The organism is Pseudalkalibacillus hwajinpoensis (assembly GCF_039851965.1).
GTDB lineage: Bacteria > Bacillota > Bacilli > Bacillales > Guptibacillaceae > Guptibacillus > Guptibacillus hwajinpoensis_E.
In genome coordinates, this window is the sequence record NZ_CP156674.1 from 1,718,598 (window position 1) to 1,733,807 (window position 15,210).

A 15,210-nucleotide genomic window follows, 5' to 3' on the forward strand; every position below is an offset into this window, starting at 1 on the left:
TTTAACGGCTTTTTACGAGAAGCTCTACGGCTTCTTTAACGACATCCTTCGTTGGCTCACCTTTATCAAGCTGCTCGCGAATGCATTCTTCAAGATTAGATCCTACAATTAAACCGATTGTACGATCAATTGCAGTTCGACTCGCAGATAATTGAGTGATAACGTCCTTACAATCTTTTTCTTCTTCAAGCATGCGCAGAACACCTCTAATTTGACCTTCAACCCTTTTCAACCGGTTCTTCATCTCATTTGTATATTCCATCATATGACTCCCTTTCACATTTTATAGTATGAGTTATTAAGAATATTCTGTCGCAATTAAATTAATTTCTTGCTACTTCTCTTCATATATTGTAAAATAAATCATAATTTAAGGATAGGAAAAAGGTTTAGCTAATTATAAGGAGGCAATGTCTTTTGGATTTATCCGAAGATGATAAACGGTTATCTAAAATTTATAGGAAAATAGTTACCTCAAATGAGTACAAAGCAGGTAAAATTCTTGAGAAATTGGATAACGAAACGAAAGACAAAGTATTTAATCTTATTCGTATGAATAAAGCTGAATACGAACAGCAACTAAATAAACAACAGCTTCATCAATAATAGAAAAGCCGGCTGCTATAGCCGGTTTTCTTTATTCTCTAACACACTATAAGTAAATTTTATAGGCACGTTTTATAATACCCATATAATAAAACCAGGACGATGGTGTCCTGGTTTTATTTATGCTACCCTAATCGCTCCTGAACTTTACTCATGACAGAGGTTCTGAGTTCAGCAAGCTTGGATTGGCTGTTTACAAGGTTGTCGCTATTAACTCCGAAATAGAATTTCACTTTTGGCTCTGTTCCGGATGGACGGAGACAGAACCATGAGCCGTCTTCTAGCTTGTATTTTAGAACGTTGGATTTTGGAAGATCGATTGTCTCGCTCTTTTCTTTGTTCAGGTATGTTCTCGTACTTGTTTGATAGTCCTCAACACTGTGGACGGTTAATCCAGCAGCATCCGTTGGTGGCTGTTCTCGGAATTGAGCGAGCAGGGAGACAATTTTCTCAGCGCCTTCTTTTCCTTTTAACGTTAATGATTCAAGACCTTCCTGATAGTAGCCGTACTGCTCGAATACTTCAAGTAACCCCTCATATAGGGTCATCCCTTTGGATTTATAGAAAGCAGCTACCTCAGCTGCTACAAGGCATGCTTGGACCGCGTCTTTATCCCGTACAAAATCACCTACAAGATAACCATAACTTTCTTCATAGCCAAACAAGAAGGTGTGTTTACCCGTCGTTTCAAATTCTTTGATTTTTTCACCAATGAATTTAAATCCAGTTAGCGTATCATAAGATGTAAGACCATTGTCTTCAGCAATCTTGCGTCCAATTTCAGACGTTACAATCGTCTTAAGAACAGCGCCGTTTTCCGGGAGAACGCCATTTTCTTTCTTCTGAGTAATAATGTAGTTCAACAGAAGGGCACCGGTCTGGTTTCCTGTCAGAACCACATACTTGCCCTCTTTATTTTTAACCGCTACTCCAACGCGGTCTGCGTCTGGATCTGTCGCTAGTAGAATATCCGCATCCTCTTTTTCACCGTACTGAATCGCAAGCTCAAATGCTGCATGTTCCTCCGGATTTGGTGATGATACAGTGGAGAAGTTTGGATCAGGAAGTTCCTGTTCTTCTACAATAGTTACATGCTTGAAACCATACGCTTTAAGACCTTCACGCACTGGGAGATTGGCCGTTCCGTGCAGCGGTGTGAATACAATCTTCAGCTGATCGCCCATCTCGTCAAGAAGCGTTGGATTGACGCGAAGTGTTTTCAACTGTTTTACGTATTGCGCATCAATCTCTGCACCGATCATCTGAATAAGACCTTTTTCTTTCAACTCCTGTTCAGAAGATACGGGTACTTCCAATTCATTGGCTACACCATCGACATATGAAATTACTTCAGCTGCCGCTTTAGGAGGTAGCTGCCCACCATCTTCTCCGTATACTTTGTATCCATTATATTCAGGAGGATTATGACTGGCAGTAATAACGATTCCAGCGCAGGCTTTCAACTTTCTTACAGCGAAAGAAAGCTCTGGAGTTGGGCGTAGCTCTTCAAATACATACGTTTGGATGCCATGGGTAGCTAACGTCTTTGCGGCTTCCATTGCGAACTCAGGGGACTTGTGACGTGAATCGTACGCAATAGCAACCCCAAGTTTCTTCGACTCTTCACCTTGTGCGTCTATGTATTGAGCAAGCCCTTCAGATGCTTTTCGAATCGTGTAGATATTCATTCGGTTTGTACCGGGGCCAATTTCACCACGCATGCCCCCCGTCCCAAACTCAAGATTCTTATAAAAAGCATCCTCTATTGTTTTTTCCTGTCCTTTTAATGCTTCAAGATCTCGTTTTAATTCCTCATCTAAATTAGTTGCTGTTGTCCATCGTGTGTATTCGTTTTTCCAGTCCATTTTGGCCTCCTGTTATGTATAGTTCTTTAGTTGTATAGTTTCGAGACTCAGTTTAAGAATCCTGCCATTGCTCAAGATTTTATCCTCTATTCTCTACTCCCCCATTTATCATAATATGGATTGAAAAATATGCCAATGACGTTTTGGAAAAGTCATCTATTACAAAATAAAAAAGCAAGCCAGAAAACAGCTTACTTTTTGTAGTGAATTTCATATAAATCTTTTCTTCGATCACGTAACTGACGTACGGTACCGGACTGACGTTGTCTTCTGAGTATTTCAAGGTCAACATCCCCAACAACGACGGTCTCAATGTTTGGATGACACTCCCCGGCAATGCCGTCTCTAGAAAATGCGAAATCAGATGGCGTAAAAATTCCGGATTGAGCATATTGAACATCCATGTTCTCAACCTGAGATAAGTTACCGATCGTACCAGCTATAACCGTATAAATCTGATTTTCGACTGCTCGTGCCTGAGCACAATAACGTACGCGCAAGTAACCCTGACGATCGTCTGTACAAAAAGGCGTGAAGAGGATGTTGGCCCCTTTATCAGTTGCGATACGCCCAAGTTCCGGGAATTCAATATCATAGCAGATTTGAATGGCAATCTTTCCACAGTCCGTATCGAAAACTTCAATCCCATCGGATCCGTGGATTCCCCACCAGCGACGTTCGTTTGGTGTGACGTGAATTTTATATTGCTTTTCAATCGTTCCATCTCTTCTAAATAAGTACGCAATGTTATAGATCTTTTCATCCTCTAAAACAAAGTGAGATCCTCCAATGATATTCACATTGTATTTAACCGCAAGATCTGTGAAAAGCTCGATATAAGGCTCAGTGTATTCCGTCAAACGCCGAACCGCTTTACTAGGGATTTTCTCATCCATAAATGACATTAGCTGGGTAGTGAAAATTTCCGGAAAAACAGCGAAGTCAGACCCAAAATCAGCCGCTACGTCTACGTAATACTCCACCTGGTTCGCGAATTCTTCAAATGAAGAGATCTTCTTCATCGCGTACTGAATCGCACAAATTCGGACAGGGAATGAAGAACGAAAATGTCGTCTTGTTTTTGCTTTATACTCAACGTTATTCCATTCCATTAATGTAGCAAATTGTTTCGATGCTTTATCATCCGGTAAATAATTCGGATTAATCCTCATTACATTAAACCCGTTCATCAATTGGAACGTTAAGACGGGATCATAGATGTTCTGGAATTTCACTTCTTCTACGTATTCCGACGCTTTCATTTCATTCGAATGTTTATGATAATTCGGAATGCGTCCGCCGATAATGATACTTTTCACGTTCAACTCACGTGCTAGATCTTTACGCTCATCATACAGACGCTTTCCGATTTTCATCCTTCGATACTCAGGGTGCACCATTACTTCAATGCCATATAAGTTATATCCATCTGGATTATGATTCGTAATATATCCCTCATCCGTAATATCATCCCATGTATGCTGATCATCATACTCATCAAAGTTCACCATGAGACTAGAACATGAGCCAATGATTTCTCCCTCAAGCTCTACACAAAACTGACCTTCCGGAAATATAGCAAGGTGGCTTTCCAGGTGCTCACGTTTCCAGGGTTCCATGCCTGGGAAACACTTCTTCTGTAAAGCAAGGATTTCATCAATATCTCCATGCCGAATCGGCCTAATTTCAATCTTTTTCTCAAACTTTGATACATCTAATTCTGACATTTGCTTTTCCCTCCGCCTCTATCTTACTATGTACCCTATTTGTTCGACGTTCTATCCTGATTTTATCATATGAAATTTCAAAAAAAGAAGAGGCTGACATGCGTCAGCCTCTCTGTCTTTACGCTCGATTCGTTTCGTTCTGAGAAATGCTGGATAGCGCAGGCCCGGCTTCTTGCTGATCAGGAGTTTTTGTAGCAAAGTCACCAAGCGATACCATTCCGACAACCTGATTGTTCTCAACAACAGGGAGACGTCGGATCTGGTTCTGAGCCATTAGGGCCGCTGCTTCTTCTGCACTCATGTTTGCGGTAGCTGAGACAATGTGATCAGACATACACTGGCTCACCTGAGAATTCGCTCCTCCACCAGTAGCAGTTGCACGTGTTGTAATGTCTCTGTCAGTGATGATGCCACAGAGTTGTCCATTACTTATTACTGGTAATGAACCAACATTATGCTGATTCATTAACGCTGCTGCTTCCTGAATGGATTGTTCTGGAGTAACAGAAATAATATTCTTTGACATGAGATTTTGCAGATTGTTTTGCACAAACATTCCTCCCGAGGTTTTTGATTGTGAAGACTTGAAAGACCTTTGCCTTTCATCATCTAGTGTAGACTTGCTCAGCACAAATTATTTTTCCTTTTTTTGTGGGTGTATTTTATTTTCTTCAAGAAAAACAATCTGTTTCCCATCGCTTTTTGCAACAACTGTACCATCTTGATCTGTTCGAAGAATGGAAATGTTTAGCCCTTTTAATCGTTGGAGCACAAGCCCATCCGGGAAGTGATAACGATTGTTTCTGCCTACGGAAATAACGGCGGTTTCTGGATCAACTGCTTTTAGAAACGCATCCGTCGTTGCTGAATTAGCTCCATGATGCCCAATTTTCAATACATCTGACTTCATTTTCTTTTCTTTCAAACCTGCCAGCAACTGCTTTTCAATTTCAATACCTGCATCACCCATAAGCAAAAACGTATTTTCTTCATGACGAATTTGTAGGACAGCGCTGTAATCATTAAAATCCTCATATTCGGCATGCTTTGTAGGTGATAAAATTTTCACAGACATTTGCTGACCTAGCTTCAGTTTCTTGCCTTTTTGCGCTGTCATTATGCTAATCCCTTTCTTTTTTATCACTTTCATTAGGGCCTTATAATGACCTGTTGGATAAGAAACATCAGGCATGACGACTTTTTCAACTTCAAATTTTTTCAGTACGGTGTCCATTCCACCAATGTGGTCGTGGTGAGGATGGGTAGCAACTACATAATCAAGTTGATGAATACCAAGTTTTTTTAAATAAGTGGATACAGCCCCACCATCACCATTATCCCCCGCATCAATTAACATCGTTTTCCCTTCATGAGTGACAAGGATGCTATCCGCCTGTCCAACATCAATAAAATGGATCTCAGCTTCATTTGCTTGAGCTGTCACATCATAGGGCATGTGTAATAATATAATGAGGGAGGAAAAAAGAATTGCAGCATATCTCATATTAAATCCTCCAGAGCTTTTCTTGTTTCTAGTATGCGCGTTTCTTTCATACATAAAAGAAAAAAGCTTTCCCAATTGGGAAAGCTTATGATGAAACTTCTTCTTTTCGGAAGAAACTTTTCATTGCGTGATAAACGTCTTTCTTTTCTTTTAAAATATAATTCCTGAACTTCGGATCATGGATATTCTTATAAGCACTCATTAATGTAGAATGTCGATTATATGCATTTACCTCTCCATAACCGAACATGTTGGAAACCTTCATAATTTGATTCACAAGTTTGACGCAACGGGTATTGTCAGAAGTTAGATTATCACCATCCGAGAAGTGAAATGGGTAAATGTTGTAGCGTGCTGGAGAGTATTTCTCATCAATCAGTTCTATCGCTTTACGATATGCGGAAGAACAAATGGTTCCACCACTCTCTCCTTTTGAAAAAAAATCGTCTTCTGTGACGACTTTCGCTTCGGTATGGTGAGCAATAAACTCAATTTCAACCGTCTCATATTTGGACCTCAGAAAACGAGACATCCAGAAGAAAAAGCTTCGCGCCATGTACTTCTCCCATTTCCCCATCGACCCACTTGTATCCATCATTGCGAGAACAACAGCTTTTGATTCGCGTTTGATTTCCTCATTCCAGGTCTTAAAGCGAAGATCGTCTTGATAAATTGGAGATATACCTGGTTTTCCACTAATTGCATTCCGTTTATAGGCTGTTAGAATGGTTCGCTTCTTATCAATGTTACCCATCAAACCTGTTTTTCGGATATCATTAAACTCAACTTTTTTCTTTACGACTTCAGCTGTTTCTTTTTCACGCAAATCTGGGAGTTCAAGTTCCTTGAAAAGAATATCTTGTAATTCAACAAGGGAAACTTCTGCTTCATAGTAATCTTCGCCTGGCTGATCGCCTGCTCCTTCACCCTTGCCAGCACCCGGCTGCTTCTCTCCAGAACCATCACGTGCTACTACGTCTCCCACCTGGCTATCGCCTTCTCCTTGCCCAACGTGTTTAGATTTATCATAGTTATAACGAATTTTATATTCATCCAGAGAGCGAATTGGTATTTTAATGACATCTCGACCGTTGGAAAGAATAATGTTCTCTTCACTGATGAGATCCGGAAGATTGTTATGGATCGCATCCTGAACTTTTTCGGCATGGCGTTGTTGATCCTGATAGCCTTTTCGGTGGAGGGACCAATTCTCCTGAGAGACGACGAAGTTTTTGGAACTCTTGTCTTTCATGCCTTATTCCCCTCCTTAAAAAATAAAGTTTCTATCGGAAATTTATTCAATGATCGATGATCGCTCATGGTGATTGTTCAAAAACAGAATTCCTAAAGTGGACATCCTATGGCAGCGTTGAATAGTATACTTTATCCTATGCAAATACAAGCGATAATTGACAATTAATTCTGACAAATAAAGCTTTTTAGTACTTAATTATGGAATCAGACAGAAGATAGACACCAAATGATCCACAAAAAAATAACCCCCTGGTTGGGAGTTATTCATGTTTTTTCTTTTTCTCATGTTGAACAGGATCAGGTCTCTGTCCGTCTTTCTTTAATTGGTCATTCGTATTGAGCTCTTCCATTTCCTTGCCGAGCTCTCTCATTTCTTTCTCATCCATTGCCATCGAACTGTTTTCAGGCTTTTCTTTACGATCTGCCACAATGAATCACCTCATAAGTGTAGTACCCGATTCGCCTTTTCTTCAACCTAAATATAAGGTTATTTCTGGAATTTAAAATCAAATTCCTCTATTGGCCAATAACGGAGATTTACTTTTCCAACGACCTGATCCATCGGGACAAATCCAATGTGCCGACTATCATAGCTATGACGTCGATTATCTCCCATCAAGAATAAATATCCTTCAGGTACTTTTGTTTTTCCTGTCTTATCTTCTAGTTTAAAATTTTCCGTCAGATTACCATTAAAAATATCTTTTTGAAATCTTTCAAGATATGGCTCTTCTAATTTCTTTCCATTAATATAGAGGACATCATTTTTATATTCAATTGTATCACCTGGAAGACCGATCACTCTTTTAATGTAATCCTCTTGTTCATTTGCATGAAAAACAACGAGGTCAAACCGATCTGGTTCAGAAACTTCATATCCGATTTTATTAATAATTAACCGATTCCCATCTTGAATCGTGGGCATCATGGACTCACCGTGAACCACATAGTTTGTGATGAGAAATTCACGTATAACAATCGCCAGTACGACAGCTATAGAAAAAGCCTTGACCCATTCCCATAGCGGACTGCGCTCCTTATTCATGTTAAACCTCTTTTCGATACGTTCTTTACGTATAATCTATCACTCATAATCGACAGGCACAAGCTTACGCGATATTGTAAGCGATTTCAATGCCCCTTTTATATTCCCGGCCATGCCAAAGTAAAAAGCATACCTCGCGAGGCATGCTTTTTACATGTTATCGATTTAATAAACTACCGACATAACGAAGCAGTTCGTTTGCTGAAATCGAGTTATACCCATGTTCATCAATGAGACGGGCAATCACCTCGTTAATTTTCTTCAATTGATTTTCATTTGGCGTCTTAGAAGAAGTTGTGATTTTCACAACGTCTTTTAAGTCAGCAAACAGTTTTTTCTGGATGGCTTCTCTTAATCGTTCGTGTGAATTGTAATCAAATTTCTTCCCTTTCCGTGCGTAGGCTGAAATGCGAATCAGTATTTCTTCTCGGAATGCTTTTTTTGCATTTTCTGAAATACCGATCTGCTCTTCAATCGATCGCATCAGCTTATCATCCGGACTCATCTCTTCTCCAGTCAGCGGATCACGAAGCTTGTTTTTATTGCAATAGGCTTCCACATTATCGAGGTAATTGTCCATGAGCGTCTTGGCACTTTCTTCGTATGAATACACAAATGCTTTCTGAACCTCTTTCTTAGCAATTTCATCATATTCTTTTCGAGCAATCGAGATGAAGTTCATGTAGCGTTCTTTATCTTCTTTCGAAATCGATGCATGTTGATCCAGACCATCTTTTAAAGAACGAAGAACATCGAGTGCATTAATAGACGGGACTTCTTTACGAATGATTGTTGACGAGATTCTGTTAATGACATAACGTGGGTCAATCCCGCTCATTCCTTCATCTGAATGCTCTTTCTGCAGTTCATCCACATCAACCTGGTTAAAGCCTTCAACTATTTCCCCATCATAAAGACGCATTTTTTTAACCAGATCAACACCCTGGCGATTTGTATCTTTAAGCCTTGTCAGAATTGAGAAAATAGCAGCTACCCTCAGAGCATGTGGCGCGATATGCACATCAGAAACATCACTCTCACGAATCATTTTTTCATAGATCCGTTCTTCCTGACTCACTTTTAGATTGTACGGGACAGGCATGACAATAATTCGGGAGTGAAGTGCTTCATTCTTCTTATTCGAAATGAATGAACGATACTCCGCTTCGTTCGTATGAGCCACTACCAATTCATCAGCGGAAATTAGCGCAAACCGCCCTGCTTTAAAGTTTCCTTCTTGCGTTAGTGACAGTAAATGCCATAGAAACTTCTCATCACACTTCAGCATTTCCTGAAACTCCATCATTCCACGGTTCGCCTTGTTTAATTCACCGTCAAAACGGTAAGCTCTTGGGTCAGATTCTGAACCAAATTCAGCGATCGTTGAAAAATCGATGCTTCCAGTTAAATCTGCAATGTCCTGGGATTTTGGATCAGAAGGACTAAACGTTCCAATACCTGTCCTTTTATCCTCGTTAAAGAAAATACGCTCAACCATCACATCTTCAATTCTTCCTCCGTATTCCTTCTCAAGTCGCATGACATTCAGCGGTGAAAGACTTCCTTCAATCCGGATACCATATTCATTATGGAATTCATCTCTTAAATGGTGTGGAATCAGATGAAGCGGATCCTCATGCATCGGACAACCTTTAATCGCATAGACGGCTCCGGAATCTTGGTGAGAATATTTCTCCAGACCCCTTTTCAAAACAGTCACAAGCGTGGATTTCCCTCCACTAACAGGACCCATTAACAACAGGATTCGTTTTCGAACGTCTAAGCGTTTTGCCGCTGGATGAAAATACTCTTCTACCAATCGTTCAATCGCTTCTTCGAGACCATATAACTCTTCAGAAAAAAAGGAGTAGCTTTTCTTGCCTTCTATTTCCTGGATCCCAGCATCTTTAATCATATTATAAACACGTGAATGAGCTGACTGCGCTACTTCAGGTCGTTCGCGAATAATTTCTAAATACTCACCGAAGGTCCCTTCCCACTTCAGCCGCCTTTCCTCGTCTCGATGCTGCTGGATTTTACGTAAGATATCCATTACGAGCCCCCTCCAAGTTTGATTCATCGGATTTAATACATGTTATGCGGGGATGTCCTATAACATTCGGCTTTCTTTTCACCTGAATCTCTTGACAATAACATGCTAAGCTACAACCATTTCTTCAGATAAACAGGCTTCAAAACTTTCTAATTGAGAGAACAAAAAAAGAACCGGCAGAGCCGGTTCTCATTCTTACGTATGATACACTACTGTAAATTCACTTAATTCGTTTCCAGATGCTGGGGACTTCTCTTTTGACTCCCGCTTCTCCTGATGTGCTTTCTTGAAAGAATCTGAATGCACCCAATTCTGGTAAGCTTCTTCATTCTCCCACTTCGTAAAGACAATGAGTTTACCATTCTCAGCCGATTGTTCCAGAAACATAAATTCTATACACCCTTCTACATTCTTCATACTCTCAGCACTTTTTCCAAAACGCTGCTTCATCATGTCTTTCGCTTCATCAGGAACTTTTAATTCGTTCATTACAACATACATACGTAAATCCTCCTTTATGTTTCTCCCTTTATCCTATCGGATTCCGGAGTATTTTTCCAATTCAACCTACCTGATTCACCATGAATTACCCTCAAAACATTCACACCTCCCCTTACATGGTTTATAATGAGAGATAGATTTGGACACAATTTTACCTGAGGAGGATGAGACCATGAGTTTCCTGGGTATTTTAGTAGTAATTCTAGCTTTTCTTGCAGCCATCTTTACAGCTGGATACAACGACCGACCAACCAAAACCAAAAAAGGCAGTCGATAAACAAGAAAAGCAGAAGTGACAGAGGGTCTGGCCACTGCAGCTAGACAAGAAAAGCGGAAGCCCTCGATTAGACCCGTCAGGCACTGGAGGCAATCAATTTGAACACGGTTTCTGTGTTCAGAGTGATTGCTGAAGTGACCGAGGGGGCCTGAGGGCTAAAGCTAGACAAGAAAAGCGGAAGCTGCCGGTTAGACTCACAATTTCAAACAAAAAAAGAACGATCCCCTTACTTTACAGGGAGATCGTTCTTTTTTATTCCATACCAGGATAACTTTGCTGTCTGAGCGCTTCATATACCATGATCGCTGCTGTGTTTGAAAGGTTCAGCGCACGTACATGCTCCGTCATAGGAAGACGCAAGCAACGTTCCTTATTATTCTGGATTAACTCATCTGGCAATCCATTTGTTTCTCTCCCGAAAACAAAATATGTGTTTTTGTTTTCGTCCGAGTAATCAAAATCAGTATGCGTATTGGTACCATATTTCGTAATATAGTAATACTCCCCATCCCGATTTTTCTCGAAGAAATCGTCAAGGGAATCATAATAGTGAACATCAGCATACTGCCAGTAATCAAGTCCCGCACGCTTGAGCATTTTGTCATCTGTAGAAAAGCCAAGTGGACGAATTAAATGAAGGCTGGTATTCGTCGCCGCACACGTACGAGCAATATTTCCCGTATTAGCTGGTATTTCAGGTTGAAAAAGGACGATATTTAAAGACATAATCATTCACCTCCGCTTCAAAACACATCTATTATAGCATGTTTTGTTAGCGAAGATAGAATCGCTAATCTTCAATATGAAAAAACTTATACTTTATTTCAGGGGTCCATGCTGTTGAGTCTTCATAAGCCCAGTAACGCATGCGACTGTTTGTAGTATGCGCATTTACAAGTGGCTGTCCTTTCTCATCATGATCCACTACAACTGTCGTATGCTGCCAGTGGCCATCCCCATCAAAGTCATAACAAATGACATCACCGGGAACCAGATCATCAGCATGTGACACTTCAAGTGCTCGAAGACCGTTCTTAGAACCACTTAAGTACCAGCGGAGCGCATGTGCAACTGACCAGGAATAACTCCAATTATTGCCCTGTGCCCACCATCCCTTTGTTCGATCAGGATACCCCCGCATTGGCGCCTTTCCAGCGTGCAAACATTGAGAAATGTAATTCGTACAATCGACATCAAATGCATGATAAGCAGGATTGTAATCATCCCACCAGCGTTCCGCATATTTCACTGCAGAAAGGCGGTCATAATAGGAGCCTTTCAAGCGATTATCGTTAATAATGCCTTCACTTATCTCTACTTGATTTGCTTTCCCCTCCACCTCGATCGACCGATCAAGAATAAGTTCTCCATCCTTCACTTTTGCTAACCTTTTTTCTACCCGTTCTTCTTGATAGATTTTCTTACCCTGCTTTATGAGATAGTGATGGTGAAGAACATAATCGTAGAACTGCGTACTTACAAGGTCTTTTTTTCCAAGAAGTATCCCTCTGTGTTTTATCCGAAGCACAGTGGCCTCTCTTGTGAAACATTGCTTTATATATCGGTTTGCAGCCTCTTCTTCTTGCGCTGGTCGTAATCCTACTCTAAAATGTCCCGTACAATTCATTAAACGATTCGCTTCTTCCTCCCAAAAGGGCTTAAGCTGTTCTCCCCACCCCATTTTCGTCCCCCCTCATCGCACTTTATGTGAGGGGATACAAACACATGACTCAGAATTATCCAAATTTGAGTAGTTATGAATTTAAACTGGTAAATTGCTATGAATGGTTGACTACTGGTTCTGAGGAAGAAGAATGGTTTATTTTTTTTATCAGTTTATCAAACCACCCAACTAAGAAACCAAGGAGAAGCACTTCTACAAATGTCCCTGCTCCAATTGGACCATTCAAAATAAACGCAAATACAAATGCAAGAGCTTCGGTTAAGGTTTTCGTGATACCAATACTCCAGCCAGTTTGTTCCGTTAGAGCAAGCATTAATTCATCATTGGGAATAGAAGCGAGAGAAGCATGTAAGTAAACTGCAATGCCAAGCCCCATAATAATAATCCCAACCATGAATAGGATCCACCTGGGAACGATTCCATCCACTTCAATAAATGAAAGTATTTTTAAATTTAAAAGGTCTACGAACAGGCCAAGTAGAACAATTGGTATAAAACCTGCCAGGTTTGGCTTTCTCATCATTATCAAACTGTTAATAAAAATTAAAACTCCGCCTACAATAAAAACCCATGATCCAACGGTAAAGCCAATCTGGTCAGAAAGGGCAACATAAAGAGCATCCCATGGAGCGATGCCTACATCTGCATTGATTAACAATACAACCCCGAGAGCCAGTGTAAATAATCCACCAACATAAATAAGACTTCTGGAAACAAAGCTGTTCATTTTTTCACTCCTTAGATGCAAACGATCATTGTACCTCGTATACAAATTTCTATATTTTAAGTCACAAAGGTTATTTTACAAGAAACTCGAGGTTTTTTATAGGATTTACTCCTATTTGTTCCTTTGATCAGGTGTGCATAACTAGATAAAAAAGCCTGCGCACTTCTAAATTTCCGAAGTACGCAGGCTTTACTTTCCTTACGGGAGAGCGGCATGCATGGTATGCTGCTGTTCTAGGGACAATAAATATTCTTTCTTATCAACGCCTCCACCATAACCAACTAGTGCCCCATTGCTTCCAATTACTCGGTGGCAGGGAACTATGATTGGAAGAGGATTGCGGTTATTAGCTGAACCAATCGCACGAACCGCTTTTGGAGCTGCAATGGCGACAGCTACGTCTCTATAAGATCTGGTTTCACCATATGGGATTTCTGATAGGCTTTGCCATACTTTTTTCTGAAAAACAGTACCACTCATATCGAGATTAAGATCAAAAAAATTTCTTTTTTTGTTAAAATATTCTTCAAGCTGAATCACGATTGGTTCAATGGCTTCAGGATTAAAAACAAGGTCTGCTTTTACAAGATGCTTTTTGTACCAGGTATCAGCAGCAGGCAGCACATTCTCCGCAAAACCAAAATCAATCCTACTAACACCTCGAGAACTAGTAAAAACAGTTATGGCGCCGATCGGTGATTGTAACTCCCCATAATTAATCACTTGTTTCTCCATGTTATCCCTTCTTTATTGTACATTTTTCACCATCTTACAACGGATACTAACCTTTGACCATCCGCATTACGGCTTATTTTGAAGCATTGACAGGCCTCTCGCTATCTCATCGGCAACATCAATGTCCTTTTCTCTCATTTGCTCATTGATAAGGGCGTTAACAGCCTTTTCTCCTCCAATTTTCCCAAGTGCCCAAGCAGAAGTACCACGTATGACAGGACGAGGATCTTTCTGCATTAGCTCAATTAAAGTGTCCACAGACGTTTCATCCTTATAATGAGCAAGCGCAAGAATCGCATTTCGCTGAATTGGCTTCTTCCCACGCCAGGAACCTGCCGCCTTCCCAAATTTTTCTTTAAACTCCCGATTGCTCATTGTTAACAGAGGAATTAATATCGGTTTAACCATTTCCGGATCCGGTTCAAGTTCAGGATGGTGATGGAAATCCTTTCCCTTATTCTTTGGACAAACAAGCTGACAAGTATCGCAACCATAGAGGCGATTACCTAGCTTAGCGCGGTACTCTTCTGGAAGAAACCCTTTTGTTTGAGTTAGAAATGCAATACACTTGTTTGCATTAAGCTGTCCACCTTCAATTAGAGCTCCAGTTGGACAGGCATCTACGCAAATATTACAATCTCCACAGCCTTCTTCAACAGGTTCATCCGGTTCTAAAAATAGATCTGTAATCATTTCTCCAAGATAAACCCATGACCCGAATTCTTCGGTTATCATCATTGTATTCTTACCGCTGAATCCAATGCCTGCTCTTTCAGCCACAGCTCTATCAGATAGTTCACCTGTGTCCACCATGGAACTTGTTTTGGCTGTAGGCACCCTTGATTTAATATATGCATCAAGAAGGGAGAGTTTCTCTCTAAGCACATGATGATAATCGACACCCCAGGAGGCCCTGCAGAAAAGACCTCTGCGTTCGCCACGCTTGCTTCTCGGACTATCCTTCATCTTAGAAGGGTATGCGATCGCAACTGATAATATTGTTGCCGCACCACTAAGCAAAAGCTCAGGCTCAGTCCGCTTTTCAATATCAGACTCTTCAAATCCTGATTGATAGCCCAATTCCTGCTGTCGCTTCAGTCGCTCTTTCAATGTTTTGAATGGATCTGCAGCCGCAAATCCTATTTTATCAATGCCAATGCTTTTACTGTATGCAACAATGTCTTTTTTCAATTGTGCACTTGTCATCCTGCTCCCTCCCTTCTTCAATTTCT

General features: G+C 40.6%; 16 protein-coding genes. 1 reads left to right on the plus strand and 15 read right to left on the minus strand.

All coding sequences use genetic code 11. From position 1 onward, the window contains the following. Position 1 precedes the first annotated feature (1 nt). Positions 2–262: a metal-sensitive transcriptional regulator gene (locus tag ABFG93_RS08835; RefSeq protein WP_347552797.1), complete on the minus strand. Its 261-nt coding sequence runs from the start codon at positions 260–262 to the stop codon at positions 2–4. Positions 263–417: 155 nt separating this feature from the next. Between ABFG93_RS08835 and ABFG93_RS08840 the strand changes: the two genes are divergently transcribed. Then, positions 418–606, plus strand: coding sequence for a hypothetical protein (locus ABFG93_RS08840; protein ID WP_347552429.1), 189 nt, complete (start codon positions 418–420; stop codon positions 604–606). Between the two features lie 125 nt (positions 607–731). On the opposite strand, the gene ABFG93_RS08845 is transcribed toward ABFG93_RS08840, so the two are convergent. From ABFG93_RS08845 to queG, 14 genes are all read right to left on the minus strand, one after another. Beyond that, entirely contained in the window at positions 732–2,471 is a 1,740-nt protein-coding gene (locus ABFG93_RS08845) for a phospho-sugar mutase (protein ID WP_347552430.1), read from the minus strand. A 191-nt stretch (positions 2,472–2,662) separates the two neighbouring features. Continuing rightward, the gene (locus ABFG93_RS08850; RefSeq protein WP_347552431.1) at positions 2,663–4,198 is read right to left on the minus strand and encodes a bifunctional GNAT family N-acetyltransferase/carbon-nitrogen hydrolase family protein; all 1,536 of its coding nucleotides are present in this window, start codon (positions 4,196–4,198) and stop codon (positions 2,663–2,665) included. A gap of 118 nt (positions 4,199–4,316) precedes the next feature. Beyond that, entirely contained in the window at positions 4,317–4,754 is a 438-nt protein-coding gene (locus tag ABFG93_RS08855) for a CBS domain-containing protein (protein ID WP_347552432.1), read from the minus strand. A gap of 78 nt (positions 4,755–4,832) precedes the next feature. Beyond that, complete coding sequence (locus ABFG93_RS08860; protein ID WP_347552433.1) at positions 4,833–5,702, minus strand: ComEC/Rec2 family competence protein; 870 nt, start codon at positions 5,700–5,702, stop codon at positions 4,833–4,835. Between the two features lie 85 nt (positions 5,703–5,787). Then, a complete protein-coding gene (yhbH, locus tag ABFG93_RS08865; RefSeq protein WP_347552434.1) occupies positions 5,788–6,954 on the minus strand; it encodes a sporulation protein YhbH in 1,167 nt (388 codons plus the stop codon). Positions 6,955–7,216: 262 nt separating this feature from the next. After that, positions 7,217–7,384, minus strand: coding sequence for a hypothetical protein (locus ABFG93_RS08870; RefSeq protein ID WP_347552435.1), 168 nt, complete (start codon positions 7,382–7,384; stop codon positions 7,217–7,219). A 59-nt stretch (positions 7,385–7,443) separates the two neighbouring features. Then, positions 7,444–8,001, minus strand: coding sequence for a signal peptidase I (gene lepB, locus ABFG93_RS08875; protein ID WP_347552436.1), 558 nt, complete (start codon positions 7,999–8,001; stop codon positions 7,444–7,446). Between the two features lie 157 nt (positions 8,002–8,158). Further along, entirely contained in the window at positions 8,159–10,054 is a 1,896-nt protein-coding gene (locus ABFG93_RS08880; protein ID WP_347552437.1) for a PrkA family serine protein kinase, read from the minus strand. Between the two features lie 195 nt (positions 10,055–10,249). Continuing rightward, positions 10,250–10,555: an antibiotic biosynthesis monooxygenase family protein gene (locus tag ABFG93_RS08885; RefSeq protein WP_347552438.1), complete on the minus strand. Its 306-nt coding sequence runs from the start codon at positions 10,553–10,555 to the stop codon at positions 10,250–10,252. A gap of 529 nt (positions 10,556–11,084) precedes the next feature. Continuing rightward, on the minus strand, positions 11,085–11,558 hold the full coding sequence (gene trmL / locus ABFG93_RS08890; RefSeq protein WP_347552439.1) for a tRNA (uridine(34)/cytosine(34)/5-carboxymethylaminomethyluridine(34)-2'-O)-methyltransferase TrmL: 474 nt from the start codon (positions 11,556–11,558) through the stop codon (positions 11,085–11,087). A 64-nt stretch (positions 11,559–11,622) separates the two neighbouring features. Further along, a complete protein-coding gene (locus tag ABFG93_RS08895) occupies positions 11,623–12,513 on the minus strand; it encodes an amidase domain-containing protein (RefSeq protein WP_347552440.1) in 891 nt (296 codons plus the stop codon). A gap of 97 nt (positions 12,514–12,610) precedes the next feature. Further along, entirely contained in the window at positions 12,611–13,243 is a 633-nt protein-coding gene (locus ABFG93_RS08900) for a YczE/YyaS/YitT family protein (RefSeq protein ID WP_347552441.1), read from the minus strand. 198 nt (positions 13,244–13,441) lie between these two features. Next, positions 13,442–13,978, minus strand: a complete 537-nt coding sequence (locus ABFG93_RS08905; protein WP_347552442.1) for a methylated-DNA--[protein]-cysteine S-methyltransferase — start codon at positions 13,976–13,978, stop codon at positions 13,442–13,444. Between the two features lie 66 nt (positions 13,979–14,044). Then, positions 14,045–15,184: a tRNA epoxyqueuosine(34) reductase QueG gene (queG, locus tag ABFG93_RS08910; protein ID WP_347552443.1), complete on the minus strand. Its 1,140-nt coding sequence runs from the start codon at positions 15,182–15,184 to the stop codon at positions 14,045–14,047. Between the last annotated feature and the right edge of the window lie 26 nt (positions 15,185–15,210).

Coding starts and splice junctions, on each gene's coding strand:
- ABFG93_RS08835 (WP_347552797.1), bottom strand. CDS start 262: ATGGAATATACAAATGAGATGAAGAACCGGTTGAAAAGGGTTGAAGGT.
- ABFG93_RS08845 (WP_347552430.1), bottom strand. CDS start 2,471: ATGGACTGGAAAAACGAATACACACGATGGACAACAGCAACTAATTTA.
- ABFG93_RS08850 (WP_347552431.1), bottom strand. CDS start 4,198: ATGTCAGAATTAGATGTATCAAAGTTTGAGAAAAAGATTGAAATTAGG.
- ABFG93_RS08855 (WP_347552432.1), bottom strand. CDS start 4,754: ATGTTTGTGCAAAACAATCTGCAAAATCTCATGTCAAAGAATATTATT.
- ABFG93_RS08860 (WP_347552433.1), bottom strand. CDS start 5,702: ATGAGATATGCTGCAATTCTTTTTTCCTCCCTCATTATATTATTACAC.
- yhbH (WP_347552434.1), bottom strand. CDS start 6,954: ATGAAAGACAAGAGTTCCAAAAACTTCGTCGTCTCTCAGGAGAATTGG.
- lepB (WP_347552436.1), bottom strand. CDS start 8,001: ATGAATAAGGAGCGCAGTCCGCTATGGGAATGGGTCAAGGCTTTTTCT.
- ABFG93_RS08880 (WP_347552437.1), bottom strand. CDS start 10,054: ATGGATATCTTACGTAAAATCCAGCAGCATCGAGACGAGGAAAGGCGG.
- ABFG93_RS08885 (WP_347552438.1), bottom strand. CDS start 10,555: ATGTATGTTGTAATGAACGAATTAAAAGTTCCTGATGAAGCGAAAGAC.
- trmL (WP_347552439.1), bottom strand. CDS start 11,558: ATGTCTTTAAATATCGTCCTTTTTCAACCTGAAATACCAGCTAATACG.
- ABFG93_RS08895 (WP_347552440.1), bottom strand. CDS start 12,513: ATGGGGTGGGGAGAACAGCTTAAGCCCTTTTGGGAGGAAGAAGCGAAT.
- ABFG93_RS08900 (WP_347552441.1), bottom strand. CDS start 13,243: ATGAACAGCTTTGTTTCCAGAAGTCTTATTTATGTTGGTGGATTATTT.
- ABFG93_RS08905 (WP_347552442.1), bottom strand. CDS start 13,978: ATGGAGAAACAAGTGATTAATTATGGGGAGTTACAATCACCGATCGGC.
- queG (WP_347552443.1), bottom strand. CDS start 15,184: ATGACAAGTGCACAATTGAAAAAAGACATTGTTGCATACAGTAAAAGC.